Origin of the sequence: Riemerella anatipestifer ATCC 11845 = DSM 15868 (genome assembly GCF_000252855.1) — a bacterium.
In the GTDB taxonomy this organism is placed as follows: Bacteria; Bacteroidota; Bacteroidia; order Flavobacteriales; family Weeksellaceae; genus Riemerella; species Riemerella anatipestifera.
In genome coordinates this window covers 630,748-647,085 of record NC_017045.1, presented here as the reverse complement: position 1 = coordinate 647,085, position 16,338 = coordinate 630,748, and the positions used below count along the sequence as shown (strand labels likewise).

Sequence of the window (16,338 nt, the reverse complement as noted above, 5' to 3'; positions counted from 1 at the left end):
TATATATTTGCGCTTAATGTGTCGTTTAGAGAACATATTTAATTTAAAAACCGAAGGGCAAGGTCCTTCACAGAGATATTGTTATTATTAGAACGAAGCCATTGGCTTCGTTTTTTTTTGTAATTTTTTTAAGTTATGCTTACAATTTCAGATTTATCTACAGAGAAAATTATGTCTCTTTTAGAAGAGGCTCAAGGGTTTACTAATGGTAAAATAGCCAAGTGCCAACAAGAAGTTTATGTGTCTAATCTTTTCTTTGAAAATAGTACGAGAACCAAAACAAGTTTTGATGTAGCCGAAAGGAAATTGGGATTTAATGTTGTTCCTTTTGATGTATCTACAAGTTCGGTAAACAAAGGAGAAACCCTTTACGATACGGTAAAAACTTTGGAGAGTATTGGAGTTGATTTAGTGGTCATTCGTCATAGTCAGGACTTTTATTTTAGGGAGTTGGAAACTATTAACATTCCTATAATTAACGGAGGAGATGGCACAGGCAATCACCCTTCGCAATCTTTGTTGGATTTGATGACGATTTATCAAGAATTTAAAAAGTTTGAAGGATTAAAAGTGGGGATTGTAGGCGATGTTAAACACAGCAGGGTGGCTAATTCTAACGCAGAGGCACTCAGAAGGCTCGGAGCTAAAGTCTATTTTTCTGGACCAGAAGATTGGTTTGATGAAGCCGAATTTATCAACGGGACTTATCTGCCTATAGATACACTTGTAAAAGAGGTAGATGTAGTGATGCTTCTTCGCATTCAGCACGAAAGACATGGGGAGAAAATGAAATTATCTTTAGATAAATACCATCAAAAATATGGTCTTACTAAAGAAAGAGCCACTCAAATGAAACCAACTACTATCATTATGCATCCAGCTCCTATCAATAGAGGAGTGGAGATAGATACGGATTTGGTGGAAAGTCCTCAATCCAGAATATTTAAGCAAATGGAGAATGGTGTTTACGCCCGAATGGCAATCCTAAAACAGGCTTTAGAAGACAAAGGTATTAAGTTTAAAACAATGTAATTTATCTAATAGACTAGTGTAAAGCTGGTTTTTAGAATTAAATATTAAATCTAAAAGTTAAAAATGAAAAAGAAACTAATTTTAGAATCAGGAGAAGTGCTTCACGGTTGGGGATTTGGTGCAAACCTTGAAACCGAAGGCGAAGTGGTTTTCAATACAGGAATGACGGGCTATCAGGAGCTAATTTCTGACCCATCGTATTGCGGACAAATGGTGTGTATGACCTATCCGCTTATTGGGAATTACGGCATCAATCGTGATGACTACGAATGCATAGAGCATTCCATTAAAGGACTTATCGTGAAAGAGGTGTGCGATTTGCCTTCCAACTTTCGTTCTCAAATGTCTTTAGATGAGTTTTTCAGTAAAAAAGGCATTGCAGGAATTTCTGGGATTGATACTAGAAAACTAACCCGAATTATCCGTAATCACGGAGTCCTTAAAGGCAGAATTGTCGATATAGAGGCCGATGAAAACCAAATAATAGCCGAACTAAAAGCCCAATCGCTACCGACCAACCAAATCGAAACGGTATCTACCAAAACGCCTTTTTCTGCACCGGGGCGAGGGTTTAAAGTGGTACTAATCGACTTCGGAGCCAAGTTGGGAATTATTAGAGAACTGTCCCAAAGAAACTGCGATATTACGGTGGTTTCTCACGATACTACGGCGGAAGAAATCCTACTAATGGCACCAGATGGCATTATGCTTTCCAATGGTCCGGGCGACCCGCAAGATGTGCCTCACGCTCACGAAACGGTGCGAAAACTTTTGGGTAAAGTGCCTATTTTCGGGATATGTATGGGGCATCAGGTGGTAGGTTTGGCTTGTGGGGCTAAAACGTTCAAACTGAAATTTGGGCATAGGGGAGGCAACCACCCTGTTTTAGACTTGAGAACCAATAAGGTGGCTATTACTTCCCAAAATCACGGCTACGCTATTGACCAAGAAAGCCTTAAAAATACCGATTTAGAAGAAACCCATATCGCTCTTAATGATAGAACCAACGAAGGCGTGCGTCATAAAAAATACCCTTGTTTCTCGGTGCAGTATCACCCCGAAGCCAGTCCGGGACCAGAAGATGCCAACTATCTGTTTGATGAGTTTGTGGAGATGATGAAAGAATGGAAAAAACAATAGTTATAAATAAACAAAAATGAGAATAATAATAGCATTAGTATTCCTTTTAGGAACTTCTTTTCAAGTTTTTGGGCAAAAAAAGAATTTCTATTTGTATAAGGGAATGATGGACCGTAAAACTCCAATAACTATGTATCTGCAATCAGAAGATAACGGATGTACAGGAGACCTTTATTATATGGGAATGTACAGCTATGGTAGTGATAGATGGATACAACTGGATATAAACAACAATGATAGAAATCAGTTTGTTTTGGTGGAGGAAGGGCTCACTGGGGTACTGATGTTACAAAAAACAAAAAAAGGTTTTAGTGGTTTGTGGATAAGCCCAGATACCAAAAAGCAATTAAAAGTGGAGTTGGTTCAAGAGAAACTTCAGCCTAAAGAAAAGGAAGTTTATGAACAAAAGTTAGAAAACTTGAATTACGAAAATCACGATTGTTAATGATTTTAGGTTAAAGTATTTATGAACTTTTTGCAGTTGTATTAAGGGGAGAATAATACCCTATCTTGAATTAAATAATAGTTTTATTTAGAATTAGTATAAATTAGGCGACTTAATTTTTCTTTTCTTTTTTTTCTTACATTAGCAAAGAAAATAATTTATTGAATTTTTATCACCAAAATAAGAAAAATGGTTTGATGTTCGCAGTTATGATAGAGTGTCGTGAAAATTTTAAGAAATAATCAGATAAAATAAAAAATGCTATGGGACGACTTTACCCGAAGCTCTAATAAGGAGACTGTAAACCATAATTTGAAATAAATATGAAAAATTCAAGAAAAATTTGTTTTTACTTTCAATTTTACTTATTCACTACTCGTGTGAAAGAAGTGCTCCGGAAAATGAAAAGCAATATGTTTATGATGGTAAAGTTGAGCTATTTTTGGAGGTTTAATTTATGTTGAAAAAGAGAAGGTAAACTTCATTAAACCTGTAAATTTAGAAGATAAGTATTTACAACAAGATTTGAATGTCAGGGTTACCTTTACTTACATGGGCGAGACTGAAAACTCTTGTGGGGGCAATCCTAAAAAAGTTAAAATTATTAACATCATAAAGCTATAATTATGAAAAAAATAGGTACGACTTCTAATTCTATTGTTTTTATTAGCTCCAATATTAGAAAAACATTGCAATTTTTCTTCTTTTCTCTTCTTTTTTTATCGTTAAACCATTGCAAAAGCAGAGAAGAAGAACCCCAAACCCCCGATTGTGGTTGCGAATCCAAAGTGTTAAAAACCATTCCAGAATCTGCGAATTTAATAGCAACGATAAGGTATAGCGTACAGACTACGCCTGATGATAACTATTATAATAACAAATTTTGGATTACCTATACGGAGCGAAACTGTAGCAATTGTGTGCATCACATGATTGTTTGTAATGAAAGTTTACTTCCCCGGGAAGTATTGGATTTAAAAAAAACAGGTGGAAATTTATCTGTAAAATTTTCGGGACAATTAAAAGAGGTTTGTGAAAAAATTTTTTCTCCGGCTGATATTACATATGAACACATAACCTTAACCAAAATAGAAGTACAATGAAAACAAAACTGGCCTCTCTAAGGTTCTCCTTTGCCAATACTTTTCTTTTGGCTATGGTTTTTAAATATTCGTATTAATTTCATATTTTTGTGGGCAATGAAAGGAATGGTACATTATCTTTTAGGACAAAAAATAAAAACGGTATATTTGAAAGATACGGAGTCTTCGGGCTTCGTATTTTTTTTAAAGTAGGAAATGAGTGAAAGTTGAAAATTAAATCTATAAATACATTGTAAAAGTGAAAAGAACAGACCTAAAAACGATTTTGGTAATAGGTTCAGGGCCAATTATCATCGGACAAGCTGCCGAGTTTGATTATTCGGGGACACAGGCGTGTCTTTCCCTAAAGGAGGAAGGCTACCGCGTGATACTCATCAACTCCAATCCTGCCACCATAATGACCGATGTAGAAATAGCCGATAAAGTTTATATAGAGCCTATTTCTTTGGAGTTTGTCAGCCAGATTATTCGCAAAGAAAGACCAGATGCTTTGTTGCCTACATTAGGCGGACAAACAGGGCTTAATATGGCGGTAGAATTAGAAAAATCAGGGATATTAGAAGAATGCAAAGTAGAAGTTTTAGGAACTAAACTTTCAGCGATTAACCAAGCCGAAGACCGAGACTTATTCCGTGAACTGATGCGAGAACTCGGAGAGCCAGTCCCAGAATCGGATATTGTGAATACGGTAGAACAAGCCCTTAACTTTGCTAATACGATTGGCTATCCGGTGATTGTTCGCCCTGCTTTTACGATGGGTGGAACGGGGGGCGGTATCGCTTCCGATGAAACAGAGCTTAAAGAAATTGTAGCGAATGGGCTTAAATACAGCCCCGTAACCCAATGTTTGATTGAGAAATCCATTGCAGGATTTAAAGAGATAGAGTATGAAGTGATGCGTGATGCCAACGATAACGCCATTGTAGTATGTAATATGGAAAACATAGACCCTGTGGGCGTACATACAGGCGACTCTATTGTGGTAGCTCCTTCTCAGACGCTTTCAGATAGAGAGTATCAACTGTTGAGAAACGCCTCGCTGAAGATTATTAGAGCTTTGGGGATTGAGGGCGGCTGTAATGTCCAGTTGGCTTTAGACCCACATTCGTTCAATTATTATATCATTGAGGTTAATCCGAGGGTGTCTCGTTCTTCGGCGTTGGCGAGTAAGGCAACGGGCTATCCAATTGCCAAGATAGCGGCTAAAATAGCGGTGGGGCTTACCTTAGACGAAATTATGAACCCCGTTACGGGCAAAACTTATGCGTGTTTTGAACCGGCATTAGACTATGTGGTTACCAAAATCCCAAGATTTCCATTTGATAAATTTGAAACGGCAGACCGCCGCCTTTCCACTCAAATGAAAGCCACTGGCGAAGTAATGGCGATTGGGCGAAACTTCGAGGAGTCTTTACAGAAGGCTATTCGCTCGTTGGAGACAGGCATCAGACACTTAGGATTAAAAACCAAACAAGCGGCACAGCTTACGCCAGAAGAAATAGAAAGACGCATCAGAGTTTGCGATGACGAGCGATTGTTCATCATTGGTGATGCATTGAGAAGAGGCTACGATTGGGAGCAAATTGTGGAATGGAGCAAGATTGATAAATTCTTCATTTGGAAACTTAAAAAATTGGTGGACTTTGAGAAAGTCATTGCCGAAAATAAATTCAATGCCGAAACGCTTAAAGAGGCTAAAAAGTTAGGCTTCTCGGATTTAAACATTGCACACCTTTGGGGCGTTACTCAGAGGGAAGTTTTCAATTTCCGAAAAGAAAACGCCATTATGCCAGTCTATAAAATGGTAGATACTTGTGCGGCAGAGTTTGAGAGCGAAACGCCTTACTTCTATGGTACTTACGAGGAGGAAAATGAAAGCGTAGTAACGGAAAAAGAGAGTATTGTGGTCTTAGGTTCAGGACCTATCCGTATTGGGCAAGGGGTGGAGTTTGACTATGCCACCGTGCATTCCGTTTGGGCGATTAAAGAGATGGGCTACGAAGCCATTATCATCAACAACAATCCCGAAACCGTATCCACCGATTTCTCTATTTCGGATAAACTCTACTTTGAACCCCTCACAGAGGAAGATGTGATGAACATTATAGAACTTGAAAAGCCTAAAGGAGTGGTGGTTCAGTTCGGTGGGCAAACCGCAATTAACTTAGCGGACAAACTATCGGCTCACGGGGTTAAAATTTTAGGAACCTCTTTGGAAGATTTAGACCGTGCAGAAAACCGAGATAAGTTTGAAAAAGCCCTTCAAGAATTGGGTATTCCTCAGCCTTTGGGTAAAACTTCCACTTCAAAAGAGGAGGCGATTGCCATAGCGAATGAAATTGGTTATCCTGTTTTGGTGCGTCCGAGCTATGTATTGGGCGGTAGGGCGATGGAGATTGTCTATACCGAGCAAGAGCTTACCCATTATATGGAACACGCCGTAGATGCCAGCCCAGAACACCCTGTACTGATAGACCGCTATGTAACGGGCAAAGAGGTAGAGGTAGATGCCATTTCTGATGGCGAAACGGTGGTAATTCCAGGGATTATGGAGCATATTGAAAGGGCAGGGGTACACTCTGGCGACTCTATTGCGGTGTATCCGCCACAAAATCTTACGGAAAAACAAATCCACGATTTAGAAGATTATACCATACGATTAGCGAAGGGGCTTAATGTCGTGGGATTGATGAACATTCAGTATGTGATAGACCAAAGCGGAGAGGTGTTTGTGATTGAGGTCAATCCTCGCTCCTCCAGAACGGTGCCTTTCCTTTCTAAAATTACCGATGTGCCTATGGCGAACCTTGCCACTAAGGCGATATTGGGCAAATCTTTAGCCTCGCAAGGTTATACTAATGGGCTCGTGCCGAATAAGGACGGCGTTTTTGTGAAAGTACCGGTATTCTCGTTCTCTAAACTGACTAAAGTGGATATTTCTTTGGGACCAGAGATGAAATCCACAGGTGAAGTGATGGGGAAAGATGTTACCTTAGAAAAAGCCCTTTATAAGGGAATGATAGCCGCAGGTAGAAAAGTACCAACCCACGGAGCGATACTCTTTACGGTAGCAGATAAGCACAAAGAAGAAGCGGCTGTTTTTGCGAGGAGGTTCCACGAGGTAGGCTTTAGAATCTGGGCAACGGAAGGAACGGCGAAATACTTTGAAGCTAAAGGCATACCAGCCAAAATAGGTTATAAGATAGGCGAGGAGGAAGTGAATTTGATAGACCTTATCCAAAAAGGAAAAGTGCAATATGTGGTTAATACCACTACCATAGGTAAGAAAACGGAGCGAGATGGGTTCCAAATTCGCCGTATGTCGGTAGAAAATGGGGTGCCTTGCCTCACTTCTATGGATACGGTGGAAGCTATCCTAAAGGTGATTGAGTCTATGAGTTTCAAGATGCAGGCAATGTAAATGAACCAAAAGCGAGGAGAATTTCCTCGCTTTTTTAGTTTAATTCAATTAGATTTTAGAATAAATCCCTTGGGCTATTTGACAATTTCTACTAGATATTAAAATCAATCCTTTAGGTCTTACATTTGAGCCTATGGGTATTAAAGTAGAGGTTTTAGGTATTAAATTAGACCCTTTAGGTCTTACATTAGACCCTCTAGGTATTAAAGTAGAGGTTTTGGATATTAAATTAGACCCTTTAGACCGTAAATTAGACCCTATAAATTCTTTTGATTTTTAGCGAAGTTTAGGATTAAAGCCCTCAATCTAGGCTTTAAATAGTGGTAACATTTCTGCAAAGGAGCCGCAGCGGTGCGTGGCAAGTGGGGTAGTGATGAGCCATTCGGTAGAGGTATAGGTAAACTCATAGCAAGAAAGGTTGGCTTTGGTGTGTTTTTTAATGAAACTTAATAGCAGTTCTTTTTCTCTTTCTGGGGCGTTGATGAGTGGCATTGCGTAAGTTTCGGCTAGTGGAGTGTGTAGTGGTAGCTTTAACAAGACATCTTCTGCCATACCTGCCGTTAGTTTGCCGTGTTCTAGAAACCAAATTTGGTCAGAGAAATCCTTTGCTAATCGCCAATCGTGGGATGAGAATAAAACAAGTTTACGGTGCTGTTGAGCCAATTCTCGTAAGAGCGTCAGGATAGCCGTTTTATTGTATTCGTCTAGATGGGTGGTGGGCTCGTCTAGTACCATTACAGGCGTGTTTTGAGCCAAAGCTCTGCCTATAAAAGCCTTCTGCAAGTTGCCATCAGATAGGGTGGTAAGTTTTTGATTTTTATAATGCTCCAGCCCAAGATGGGTAATGATGTTTTGTATTTCGGCTTGGTCTTGCGAGGTCAATTGAAAATAATATGGGTAGTGAATGAGTTTGCCTAAAGCCACCAAATCGGTTACAGTATAATTTTCGGGAAGGGTGTATTTAGAAAAAACAATGGAAACTAGCTGTGCCATTTCCTTTGGAGTTAAAGTGGCAATAGAGCTATGATTGATGAAAATCTGCCCTGCTAAAGGCTTGAGCTGGTTGAGTATAGATTTTATTAAAGTGGTTTTACCAATGCCATTATTTCCCATAATGAGAACCACTTCGCCTAGATGGGCTTGGGCGTTGATGCCTTGGATGAGTGGCTGCTGGTAGCCAATGTTGAGGTTGCGGAGTTCCAAAAACATAGTTTAATACTTAGAGCGTTGCTTCATCATCATTACTAAAATCACTGGGATTCCGAATAAGGAAGTGATGATATTTAAAGGCAATTTACTGATTTCGGATAGGATAGAAAATAACTCCATAATAGCAATGCCTAGCGTGAGGTTAAGCACCCACTGATGCCAAAGCAGGGCGGGACTGAAAATCATTCTACAAAAATGAGGCACTACGATACCTATAAAGAGGATAGGTCCAAGGAAAGCCGTTACACTAGCAGAAAGTAGAGATGAGGCTAAAATCACTGATACTTTAAGAGCATTGGTATTGATGCCGAAACTTTTGGCATAAGCAGTTCCTAGAGAGCTACCGATGAGCGGTTTTATACTTCTGAAGCTAAAAAATAACCCAATACCGATAAGGGTAACAAGGATTATAATCTGGTTATAGCTAAGTTGGTTATTTGCACCAAAGCTCCAAAGAATGTAGTTTTTTAGGCTTTGATTTTCGGCGTACACTTGCAGAATGGAAATGATGGCTCCTGCCAAAGCGGAGATTAAAAATCCAAAAATCACAAGAAAGGTATTGTCTCGAAATCTATTAGAGAGGAGTATAAGGAAGAACATCAGTCCCAAACTGCCTATAATGGCCACGAGGCTGATAAATCCGTTTTGTAAAAATTCGGGAATGAGAAGTTGATGCGAAAAAAAGATATAAAATGCCACACTCAAACTGGCGATGGAAGTAATGCCCAATACTGATGGTCCTGCCAACGGATTTTGGAAATATTCTTGCAGCAGAAAGCCAGAGGTAGGTATCGCCATACCAGCGAGGAGAACGGCTAAAGTCCTATTGATTCTCAACGAAGCAATATCCGATTGAGGTGTGTTTTGGAAGAAATCTTTTAGGCTTAAATCTAGATAGCCTACATTCAAATTGACGATAACCAAAACGATTATCGCCAATAGAATACTAACCATTAAAATACCGAATTTGCCTCTAAGCATCAGTTTATTTTAAGAATCCAGCAAGGAGCTGGTCTAGGTCTTCCTTAGACATACTGCCTTCTATTTCTTCAGTTTTGTTACCTTTTCTAACTAGAGTGAACGGAATGCCTTGCCCTTGCCAAACTTTAAAATTCTGACTGAAAAAGGCATCATCAAATTGTTGTCCGTCAAATAAAAGGATATGTTTAGAAAGTTGTTGTTCTTCTCCGAATTTTTTAACCTCTGTGTCCCAATCTTTCTTATCATCTATACTCACAAAAGTAAATTTAACGGGTTTACCGTCTAGTTCCTTCATTTTTTCTTTGAAATGAGGGATTTCCATCATACACGGTCCACACCAAGTTGCAAAGAAATTAGTTACATAGATAGTGTCGTTTTCTTTAGCCTTTAGTAGTTGGCTAAGTTTGTCTTTAGATACTTCCTTAAGAGTTTGTTCTACCTTGGTGCTATCGCTAGAAGATGGAGTAGTTACAGTTTCTGTTTTTTTGTCGTTGCAGCTTATTACTAGAGCCGTAAGTGCGAGTGTTACTAAGATTTTTCTCATAATTTTTTTATAAATTTGTCCACTATTATGAATGAATTAAATCCGAAGACTAAAACTCCCGAATTCAAAGGGCTAAAGATAATTAAAAAAGAAGAAATTACCAAAAATGCCTTCCTTCTAGCGTTAGAGTATGAGGATAAAGAGCATTTCTGTTTTAAATCTGGGCAGTATGTAAAGCTAAGGCATGAGGGAGAAATGAATGATTATAGTATTATCAATGCTCCTTATGAGGGTAAGCTAGAGCTAGTGCTTAAAATCCATAGTCCTCAATCTTTTACGCAGAAGATATTTAACCATTACTCAGTTGGGGATATTATTGAGGTTTCTGCTCCCAAAGGACGCTTTACTTTGGCAGATAAACCGAGTGAAAAGCGTACTATATTAGGCTATGCAGGAGGTGTAGGAATTACGCCTATTATTTCGCATTTAAAGCATATTTTACATACAGAAAAAGGCACTCGTTTTTACCTTTTCTATTCTAATAAAACTAAGTCGGAGGTTATTCTTAAGGAGGAATTGGAGGCTTTAGAGCAACTCTACGGAGATAGATTGCAAGTTTATTATTTCTATACTCAAGAAGATGCCAACGCTTTATTTTCGGGTAGGATAGATAGACATAAAATGAACCTTATCATCAATCAAATATTACATTTGGACGAAGATGATGAAGAATCTACTATTTGGGACGCTGTGGACGAAATTTTGATTTGTGGTCCTGCGGAAATGATAAAGGAAGTGGCAATAGGAAGTTATGAAAATGGTATTCGTAAGAAGAATATTCATTTTGAATTTTTTGATACTTACGAAGGAACTATCTTCCCTGAAGAAGAAACTTTCCCTAAAGTAGAAAATATTAAGGTGGAATGGAAAATAGATGGAAATTCTTTCTCTGGAGTGGTGCTAGAAAATAATAATGGGAAGCTATTGCAACAGATTTTAGATAAAGGTTATCGTTTGCCATATTCTTGCAAGTCGGGTAGATGTGGGGCGTGTAGATGTATGCTAGAAGAAGGCGAAGTAGAAATGACCGAAAATGAATATCTTACCGATAAAGAACTTTCGCAAGGGAAGATATTAACTTGTACTTCGGTTGTTCTGTCGGATAAAATAAAACTTAATTTTGATTAGTGAGGCTACTAAAGGGCATAATTAAAACTATTTTAGGATTGGCAGAGCTGATGGTATTGGCTATGATGCTAGCTAATCTGTGGGTGTATGCCCTTACCAACGGTAGAACTTATACTAAGGTTAGTAAAATCCCAGCTAGAGAGGTAGCTTTGGTTTTGGGGACGTCGCCTAAGATGAGGTCGGGAATTGCCAACCCTTACTTTACAAAACGAATGGAGGCTGTTTCAGCACTTTATCATTATGGGAAAATAAAGAAAATTATAGTAAGTGGCGAAAAAAGCCCGTATTACGATGAACCTCAAGCTATGGCTAATTATCTCATTAGAACCGAAGGTATCCCAGAAGGTGTCATTATACAAGACCCTAAAGGCTTTAGTACAAAGGAAAGCATTGTAAGATGTAAGAACAATTATAAGAAAAATGAGGTCATCATCATTTCTCAAGGATTTCATAATTTGAGAGCTTTATTTATTGCAAGAAACTTGAATATGAATGCTTTAGCTTTTGGTGCTCAAGATGTTACCAAACCAGAAAGTTTTTATAGAAATCATACTCGGGAGTTTTTGGCAAGGGTACAAGCAGTGGCTTATTTTATTTTAGGGATAGACTAAATCACAAGCACTAAGAATATTTTAAGATTTATTTAAAAACTTTTAATAAATTTATATCTTTGCATCACAAAATATGATAACGAATGGCTAACCCACTTTTTTATGCTAAAATCTTACTTTTTGGAGAATATGGCATTATAGAAAATTCTCAAGGGCTTACGCTACCTTACAGTTTTTATAAGGGGACTTTAAAATTTTCTGATTTATCCTCTGATTTTGAACGCCAATCTAACCAATCGTTATTAAAATATACTGATTATCTTCAGAGTTTAGCTTTGCCAAAAGACTTTGAACTAAATGTATCTGAGCTTAAAAAGGATATAAATAAAGGTTTATTCTTTGATTCTAATATTCCACAAGGATATGGAGTGGGGAGTTCGGGTGCGTTGGTGGCGGCTATTTTTGAGCGTTATTCTCTTAAAAAATATAATCCAGAACACATTAGCAAAGAGGATTTAAAGCAGTTGAAAAAAGTCTTTGGAGAACTAGAAAGCTATTTTCATGGTAAAAGTTCGGGGATAGACCCACTAATCTGTTATATGAATCTGCCTATCCTCATAGAAAACAAAGAAAATGTAGACAGAGTTTCTATTCCTAAAGAACAGCAAGGTAAAGGAGCGATTTTTCTTATAGACTCTGGTGTGGTAGGTGAAACGGGACCAATGGTTCAGATTTTCTTTGAAAAGTTAAAGCAAGAAGGATTTAGGAAGACTTTAAAAGAAGAGTTTATTCGTTATAATAATGCTTGTATAGAAGCCTTTCTAAAAAAGGATATGAGTCCGTTTTTTAAGAATTTAAGGAAGTTATCTCTATGGGCTTACGAACACTTTAGACCGATGATTCCAGAAAGCATCTTTAATGCTTGGAAAAAAGGTTTGGATACCAATACTTATTACCTCAAACTTTGTGGTAGTGGCGGTGGTGGCTATATATTAGGTTTTACTCAAGATTATGATAAGGCGGAGAAAATGTTGGAAGGCTTCAAAAAAGAAGTAATTTATCGTTTTTGATGAGTAATGATAATCTAAATGCGACTATCTAACTCCGATTTTCAAAATTTAAGGTCTAAATTAGAACGCCGTAGATGGCTTTACAGAGCCTCGCAGCTAGTTAGTCTAATGCTTGGAGCGAGGGTTTTTGTTTTGGCTTTTTATGTATTTACACTTTATGTATCCACCTTTTTTTTATTTAATCAAGAAGAAAGTCTTAGGGTTTTTGTCTTTGATTATAAAGTCCACGGGATTATTGTTTGTTCTATGCTTTCCATAGCGGCAGGAGGGCTTATCAATCAGTTTTACGATAAGGAAAAAGACCAAATTACTAAACCTTTTAGAAGTTATTTTCAGTCTTTTGTTAAAGAGAAATATATTCTTTACTCTTATTTATTACTTAATGTATTGTCGTTGGGGATAGCCTTGGTTCTTTCTTATCGAATTTTAATATTTTTTCTTGTTTATCAGTTTCTGATATGGTTTTATAGTCATAAACTGAGCCGAATAGCGGTAGTGAATAATCTAACTTATGTATCGTTATCATTATATCCTTTTTTTGGATTATTGGTTTACTATCAGCATTTTTCAGGTTTGTTGTTTCTAATGTCTGTTTTCTTGTTTGTGTTACTTTTGATAATAGATGTTATTAAAGATATTGTAACTAGAGCGGCTGATAAACTCTTTGGATATGCTACTATACCTGTATTATTTGGGAAAACTAAAACAGTATATTGGTTATATTTATTATTGATAATTAACTCATTGACCTCGTATTTAATAGTAAACAAATTAAAATATTTTAATCTAGTTGCTTATTATTTTTCAGTATCTATTTTGGTTTATTTATTAGTTGGAATTTCACTGTATTTTTTCAGATACTCTAAAATGTCTAGGCTTATCAACGCTCTTAGAGTGTGGGTTTTTATAGGTGTGGTTTTTATGTTACTCAATGGTATTTTTGAAAGAATATGATAAATTTATAAAAATAAAAAGGTCAAATACAATTTCATGAATTTGACCCTTTTTTATGATGCTGATGTAATGTTATTTACTCAGGCTTATAAGAATCTTTAAGAGTAACCGTTCTATTGAAAACTAGTTTCTCTTCTGTGGAATCTTGGTCTTTCGTAAAATATCCTATCCTTTGGAATTGAAGCGGTGCTTCTGTATCCACTTCTTTTAGGGAAGGCTCACCATAGCCTTGTACTACTTTTAGAGAATCAGGATTAAGGTATTCTAAGAAATCGGTTTCTTTTTCTGCATCTGGCTGTGCCGTGGTAAATAGGCGGTCGTAAATTCTCACTTCAATAGGCAAAGCGTGTTTTGCAGAAACCCAATGTAGGGTTCCTTTTACCTTTCTAAGGCTTTCTTCCGTGCCACTTCCAGATTTTGATTTAGGGTCGTAAGAGGCGTATATCGTAGTAATTTCCCCATTTTCGTTTTTTTCTACACGCTCTGCTTTAATTATATAAGCTGATTTTAAACGTACCTCACCACCCAATTTTAGTCTAAAGAACTTCTTGTTAGCCTCTTCTTTAAAGTCTTCTCTCTCTATATAAAGCTCTCTAGCGAAAGGAACAGTTCTAGTCCCTGCATTTTCATCTTCAGGATTGTTTTCTGTTTCTAGCCATTCTTCCTCGTTTTCAGGGTAGTTTTCTATGATAAGTTTTACAGGATCTACCACTGCCATTACTCTTTTGGCTTTTTTGTTAAGTTCTTCTCTTACAAAAAATTCTAGTAACTGTACATCTATTAAATTTTCTCTTTTGGTAACGCCTACTCGCTCAATAAAGTTTTTAATGGCAATAGGTGGATAACCTAATCGTCTCATACCAGAGATGGTAGGCATTCTAGGGTCATCCCAACCGGTAACTACTTTTTCGGCTACTAGACGCTGTAATTTCCTTTTAGAAGTAATCATATAAGAGACATTCATTCTGGCGAATTCTCTTTGCTTAGGAGCGTTTTTTCCTTTCTCATAGACATTAGATAAGTACCATTCGTACAATGGGCGATGATTTTCAAACTCCAATGAACATAGCGAGTGAGAGATTTGCTCCAAATAATCACTTTCACCATGAGCCCAGTCATACATAGGGTAGATTTTCCACTGCTCGCCTGTTCTGTGGTGTGGTCTTTTCAAGATACGGTACATCACAGGATCTCTCATGTTCATATTTGGAGAAGTCATATCTATTTTAGCACGAAGACTCATGCTACCTTCTGGGAACTCCCCGTTTTTCATTCTTTCAAACAAGTCTAACGACTCTTCTATTGGTCTATCTCTGTAAGGAGATTCTACTCCGTCTTCAAAAGGTGTTTTTCTTTGAGCTGTAATTTCTTCCGAAGGCTGTTCATCTACATAAGCCTTGCCTTGTTTTATCATTTCTACTGCCCATTCGTAGAGTTGTTGGAAGTAGTCAGACGCATACAGCTCTTTGTCCCACTTAAAGCCCAGCCATTCTACATCTTTCTTTATAGAATCTACAAACTCTTGTTCTTCTTTCTCTGGGTTAGTATCATCAAATCTTAGGTTTACGGGAGCGTTGTATTTTTCGCCTAAACCAAAATTGATGCAGATGGCTTTAGTATGTCCAATATGTAAATAACCATTAGGTTCTGGTGGAAAACGAAATCTTAGTTTCTCTTTAGGGAGTCCGTTTTCTAAATCGTTTTCTATAATTTGTTCAATAAAATTGAGTGATTTCTTTTCTTCCATAAGGGTTGTAATAACTTAAGATGCAAATTTAGAAATTTTTTGTGAGTTAAAAACTTTGTTTTTTCTTATTTGTGTATAGTTTTGGCATAGATTGTGTATATAGAACTCCATCATAAATAGTTTTTTCAAAACACAAATGCTGAAGAAAGATTAGGCTGCTCATCTATTGTTTTAATAGAAGTCAGCCTTATCTTATTTTTATGTTGATTGGTATAAAAAGGTTACATTTGCAATACTAAAATATCTTTATGCTTACTTTTTATAAATATCAAGGGACTGGTAATGATTTTATTATGGTGAATAACCGCCAAATGAATTTTGATAAAAGCAAAGAAAATATAGCACATCTTTGCCATAGGCGTTTTGGGGTGGGAGCAGATGGTCTCATTTTGCTAGAAAATTGCCCTGATACTGATTTTAGAATGGTGTATTATAATGCAGATGGAGCAGAAAGCACAATGTGTGGTAACGGTGGGCGTTGTTTGGTGGCTTTTGCGCATTTTCTAGGTGTTTTTGAAAATAAATGTACCTTCAATGCAATAGATGGACTGCACGAAGCTGAAGTAAATGGAAATGTGGTAAAACTTAAAATGATAGATGTTTCTAATATAAGTAGAGATGCGTCTGATTTTGTGCTTAATACAGGTTCGCCTCATTATGTGAGATTTGTTTCGGAGGTAGAAAAGTTAGATGTTTATAAAGAAGGTAAACAAGTGAGGTACTCTGAAAAATATCAGCAGGAAGGTATCAATGTCAATTTTGTTGAGAAAATAGATGATGAGACTCTTTTTGTGCGTACTTATGAGCGAGGTGTGGAAGACGAAACTTATAGTTGTGGTACAGGAGTAACGGCATCTGCATTGTCTTTTATTCAGGATAAGGATAAAAATTCTGTAAATATTAAAACTCTAGGAGGTAATCTCAAAGTTTATGCTGAAAAGAAAGATGCAGGTTTTTGTAATGTGTGGTTAGAAGGTCCTGCAGTACAGGTTTTTAAAGGAACTATTTGAAAT

Annotated in this window: 15 protein-coding genes; 11 read left to right on the top strand and 4 right to left on the bottom strand. The window is 37.2% G+C overall.

What is annotated here, in order from left to right; all coding sequences use genetic code 11:
- Nucleotides 1–135: 135 nt before the first annotated feature.
- The 6 genes from RA0C_RS03175 (at nt 136) to RA0C_RS10455 (ending at nt 7,421) form a co-directional block, all read left to right on the top strand.
- Nucleotides 136–1,032: an aspartate carbamoyltransferase catalytic subunit gene (locus tag RA0C_RS03175; protein WP_013446799.1), complete on the top strand. Its 897-nt coding sequence runs from the start codon at nt 136–138 to the stop codon at nt 1,030–1,032.
- Nucleotides 1,033–1,095: 63 nt separating this feature from the next.
- Nucleotides 1,096–2,172: a glutamine-hydrolyzing carbamoyl-phosphate synthase small subunit gene (gene carA / locus RA0C_RS03170; RefSeq protein ID WP_004920034.1), complete on the top strand. Its 1,077-nt coding sequence runs from the start codon at nt 1,096–1,098 to the stop codon at nt 2,170–2,172.
- A 16-nt stretch (nt 2,173–2,188) separates the two neighbouring features.
- Nucleotides 2,189–2,617 (top strand): hypothetical protein, encoded by a 429-nt coding sequence (locus RA0C_RS03165; protein ID WP_004920031.1) that lies wholly within the window; start codon nt 2,189–2,191, stop codon nt 2,615–2,617.
- A 626-nt stretch (nt 2,618–3,243) separates the two neighbouring features.
- Nucleotides 3,244–3,720, top strand: a complete 477-nt coding sequence (locus tag RA0C_RS03160) for a hypothetical protein (protein WP_004920025.1) — start codon at nt 3,244–3,246, stop codon at nt 3,718–3,720.
- A gap of 238 nt (nt 3,721–3,958) precedes the next feature.
- On the top strand, nt 3,959–7,141 hold the full coding sequence (carB, locus tag RA0C_RS03155) for a carbamoyl-phosphate synthase large subunit (RefSeq protein WP_004920019.1): 3,183 nt from the start codon (nt 3,959–3,961) through the stop codon (nt 7,139–7,141).
- A 133-nt stretch (nt 7,142–7,274) separates the two neighbouring features.
- Nucleotides 7,275–7,421 (top strand): hypothetical protein, encoded by a 147-nt coding sequence (locus tag RA0C_RS10455; RefSeq protein WP_004920017.1) that lies wholly within the window; start codon nt 7,275–7,277, stop codon nt 7,419–7,421.
- Nucleotides 7,422–7,447: 26 nt separating this feature from the next.
- Here RA0C_RS10455 and RA0C_RS03150 read toward each other — a convergent pair whose 3' ends face one another.
- Genes RA0C_RS03150 through RA0C_RS03140 form a run of 3 tightly spaced genes read right to left on the bottom strand, consistent with a single transcriptional unit; the run spans nt 7,448 to nt 9,875 of the window.
- Nucleotides 7,448–8,350, bottom strand: coding sequence for an ABC transporter ATP-binding protein (locus RA0C_RS03150; protein WP_004920013.1), 903 nt, complete (start codon nt 8,348–8,350; stop codon nt 7,448–7,450).
- 3 nt (nt 8,351–8,353) lie between these two features.
- Nucleotides 8,354–9,331, bottom strand: coding sequence for an iron ABC transporter permease (locus tag RA0C_RS03145; RefSeq protein ID WP_013446798.1), 978 nt, complete (start codon nt 9,329–9,331; stop codon nt 8,354–8,356).
- Nucleotides 9,332–9,335: 4 nt separating this feature from the next.
- The gene (locus RA0C_RS03140; RefSeq protein WP_004920006.1) at nt 9,336–9,875 is read right to left on the bottom strand and encodes a TlpA disulfide reductase family protein; all 540 of its coding nucleotides are present in this window, start codon (nt 9,873–9,875) and stop codon (nt 9,336–9,338) included.
- 27 nt (nt 9,876–9,902) lie between these two features.
- Here RA0C_RS03140 and RA0C_RS03135 point away from each other — a divergent pair, with 27 nt between their 5' ends.
- The 4 genes from RA0C_RS03135 (at nt 9,903) to RA0C_RS03120 (ending at nt 13,578) form a co-directional block, all read left to right on the top strand.
- A complete protein-coding gene (locus RA0C_RS03135; RefSeq protein WP_004920004.1) occupies nt 9,903–11,003 on the top strand; it encodes a 2Fe-2S iron-sulfur cluster-binding protein in 1,101 nt (366 codons plus the stop codon).
- Nucleotides 11,003–11,614 carry a SanA/YdcF family protein gene (locus RA0C_RS03130; RefSeq protein ID WP_004920002.1) on the top strand — a complete coding sequence of 204 codons (612 nt, stop codon included), beginning with the start codon at nt 11,003–11,005 and terminating at the stop codon, nt 11,612–11,614. The genes RA0C_RS03135 and RA0C_RS03130 overlap by 1 nt, the downstream gene beginning before the upstream one ends.
- An 83-nt stretch (nt 11,615–11,697) precedes the next feature.
- Nucleotides 11,698–12,624 carry a mevalonate kinase family protein gene (locus RA0C_RS03125; RefSeq protein ID WP_004920000.1) on the top strand — a complete coding sequence of 309 codons (927 nt, stop codon included), beginning with the start codon at nt 11,698–11,700 and terminating at the stop codon, nt 12,622–12,624.
- 18 nt (nt 12,625–12,642) lie between these two features.
- Complete coding sequence (locus RA0C_RS03120) at nt 12,643–13,578, top strand: geranylgeranylglycerol-phosphate geranylgeranyltransferase (protein ID WP_013446796.1); 936 nt, start codon at nt 12,643–12,645, stop codon at nt 13,576–13,578.
- A 76-nt stretch (nt 13,579–13,654) separates the two neighbouring features.
- On the opposite strand, the gene RA0C_RS03115 is transcribed toward RA0C_RS03120, so the two are convergent.
- Nucleotides 13,655–15,325 (bottom strand): glutamine--tRNA ligase/YqeY domain fusion protein, encoded by a 1,671-nt coding sequence (locus RA0C_RS03115; RefSeq protein WP_004919994.1) that lies wholly within the window; start codon nt 15,323–15,325, stop codon nt 13,655–13,657.
- A gap of 248 nt (nt 15,326–15,573) precedes the next feature.
- On the opposite strand from RA0C_RS03115, the gene dapF reads away from it, so the two are divergent.
- Nucleotides 15,574–16,335, top strand: coding sequence for a diaminopimelate epimerase (gene dapF / locus RA0C_RS03110; RefSeq protein ID WP_004919991.1), 762 nt, complete (start codon nt 15,574–15,576; stop codon nt 16,333–16,335).
- Nucleotides 16,336–16,338: the final 3 nt, after the last annotated feature.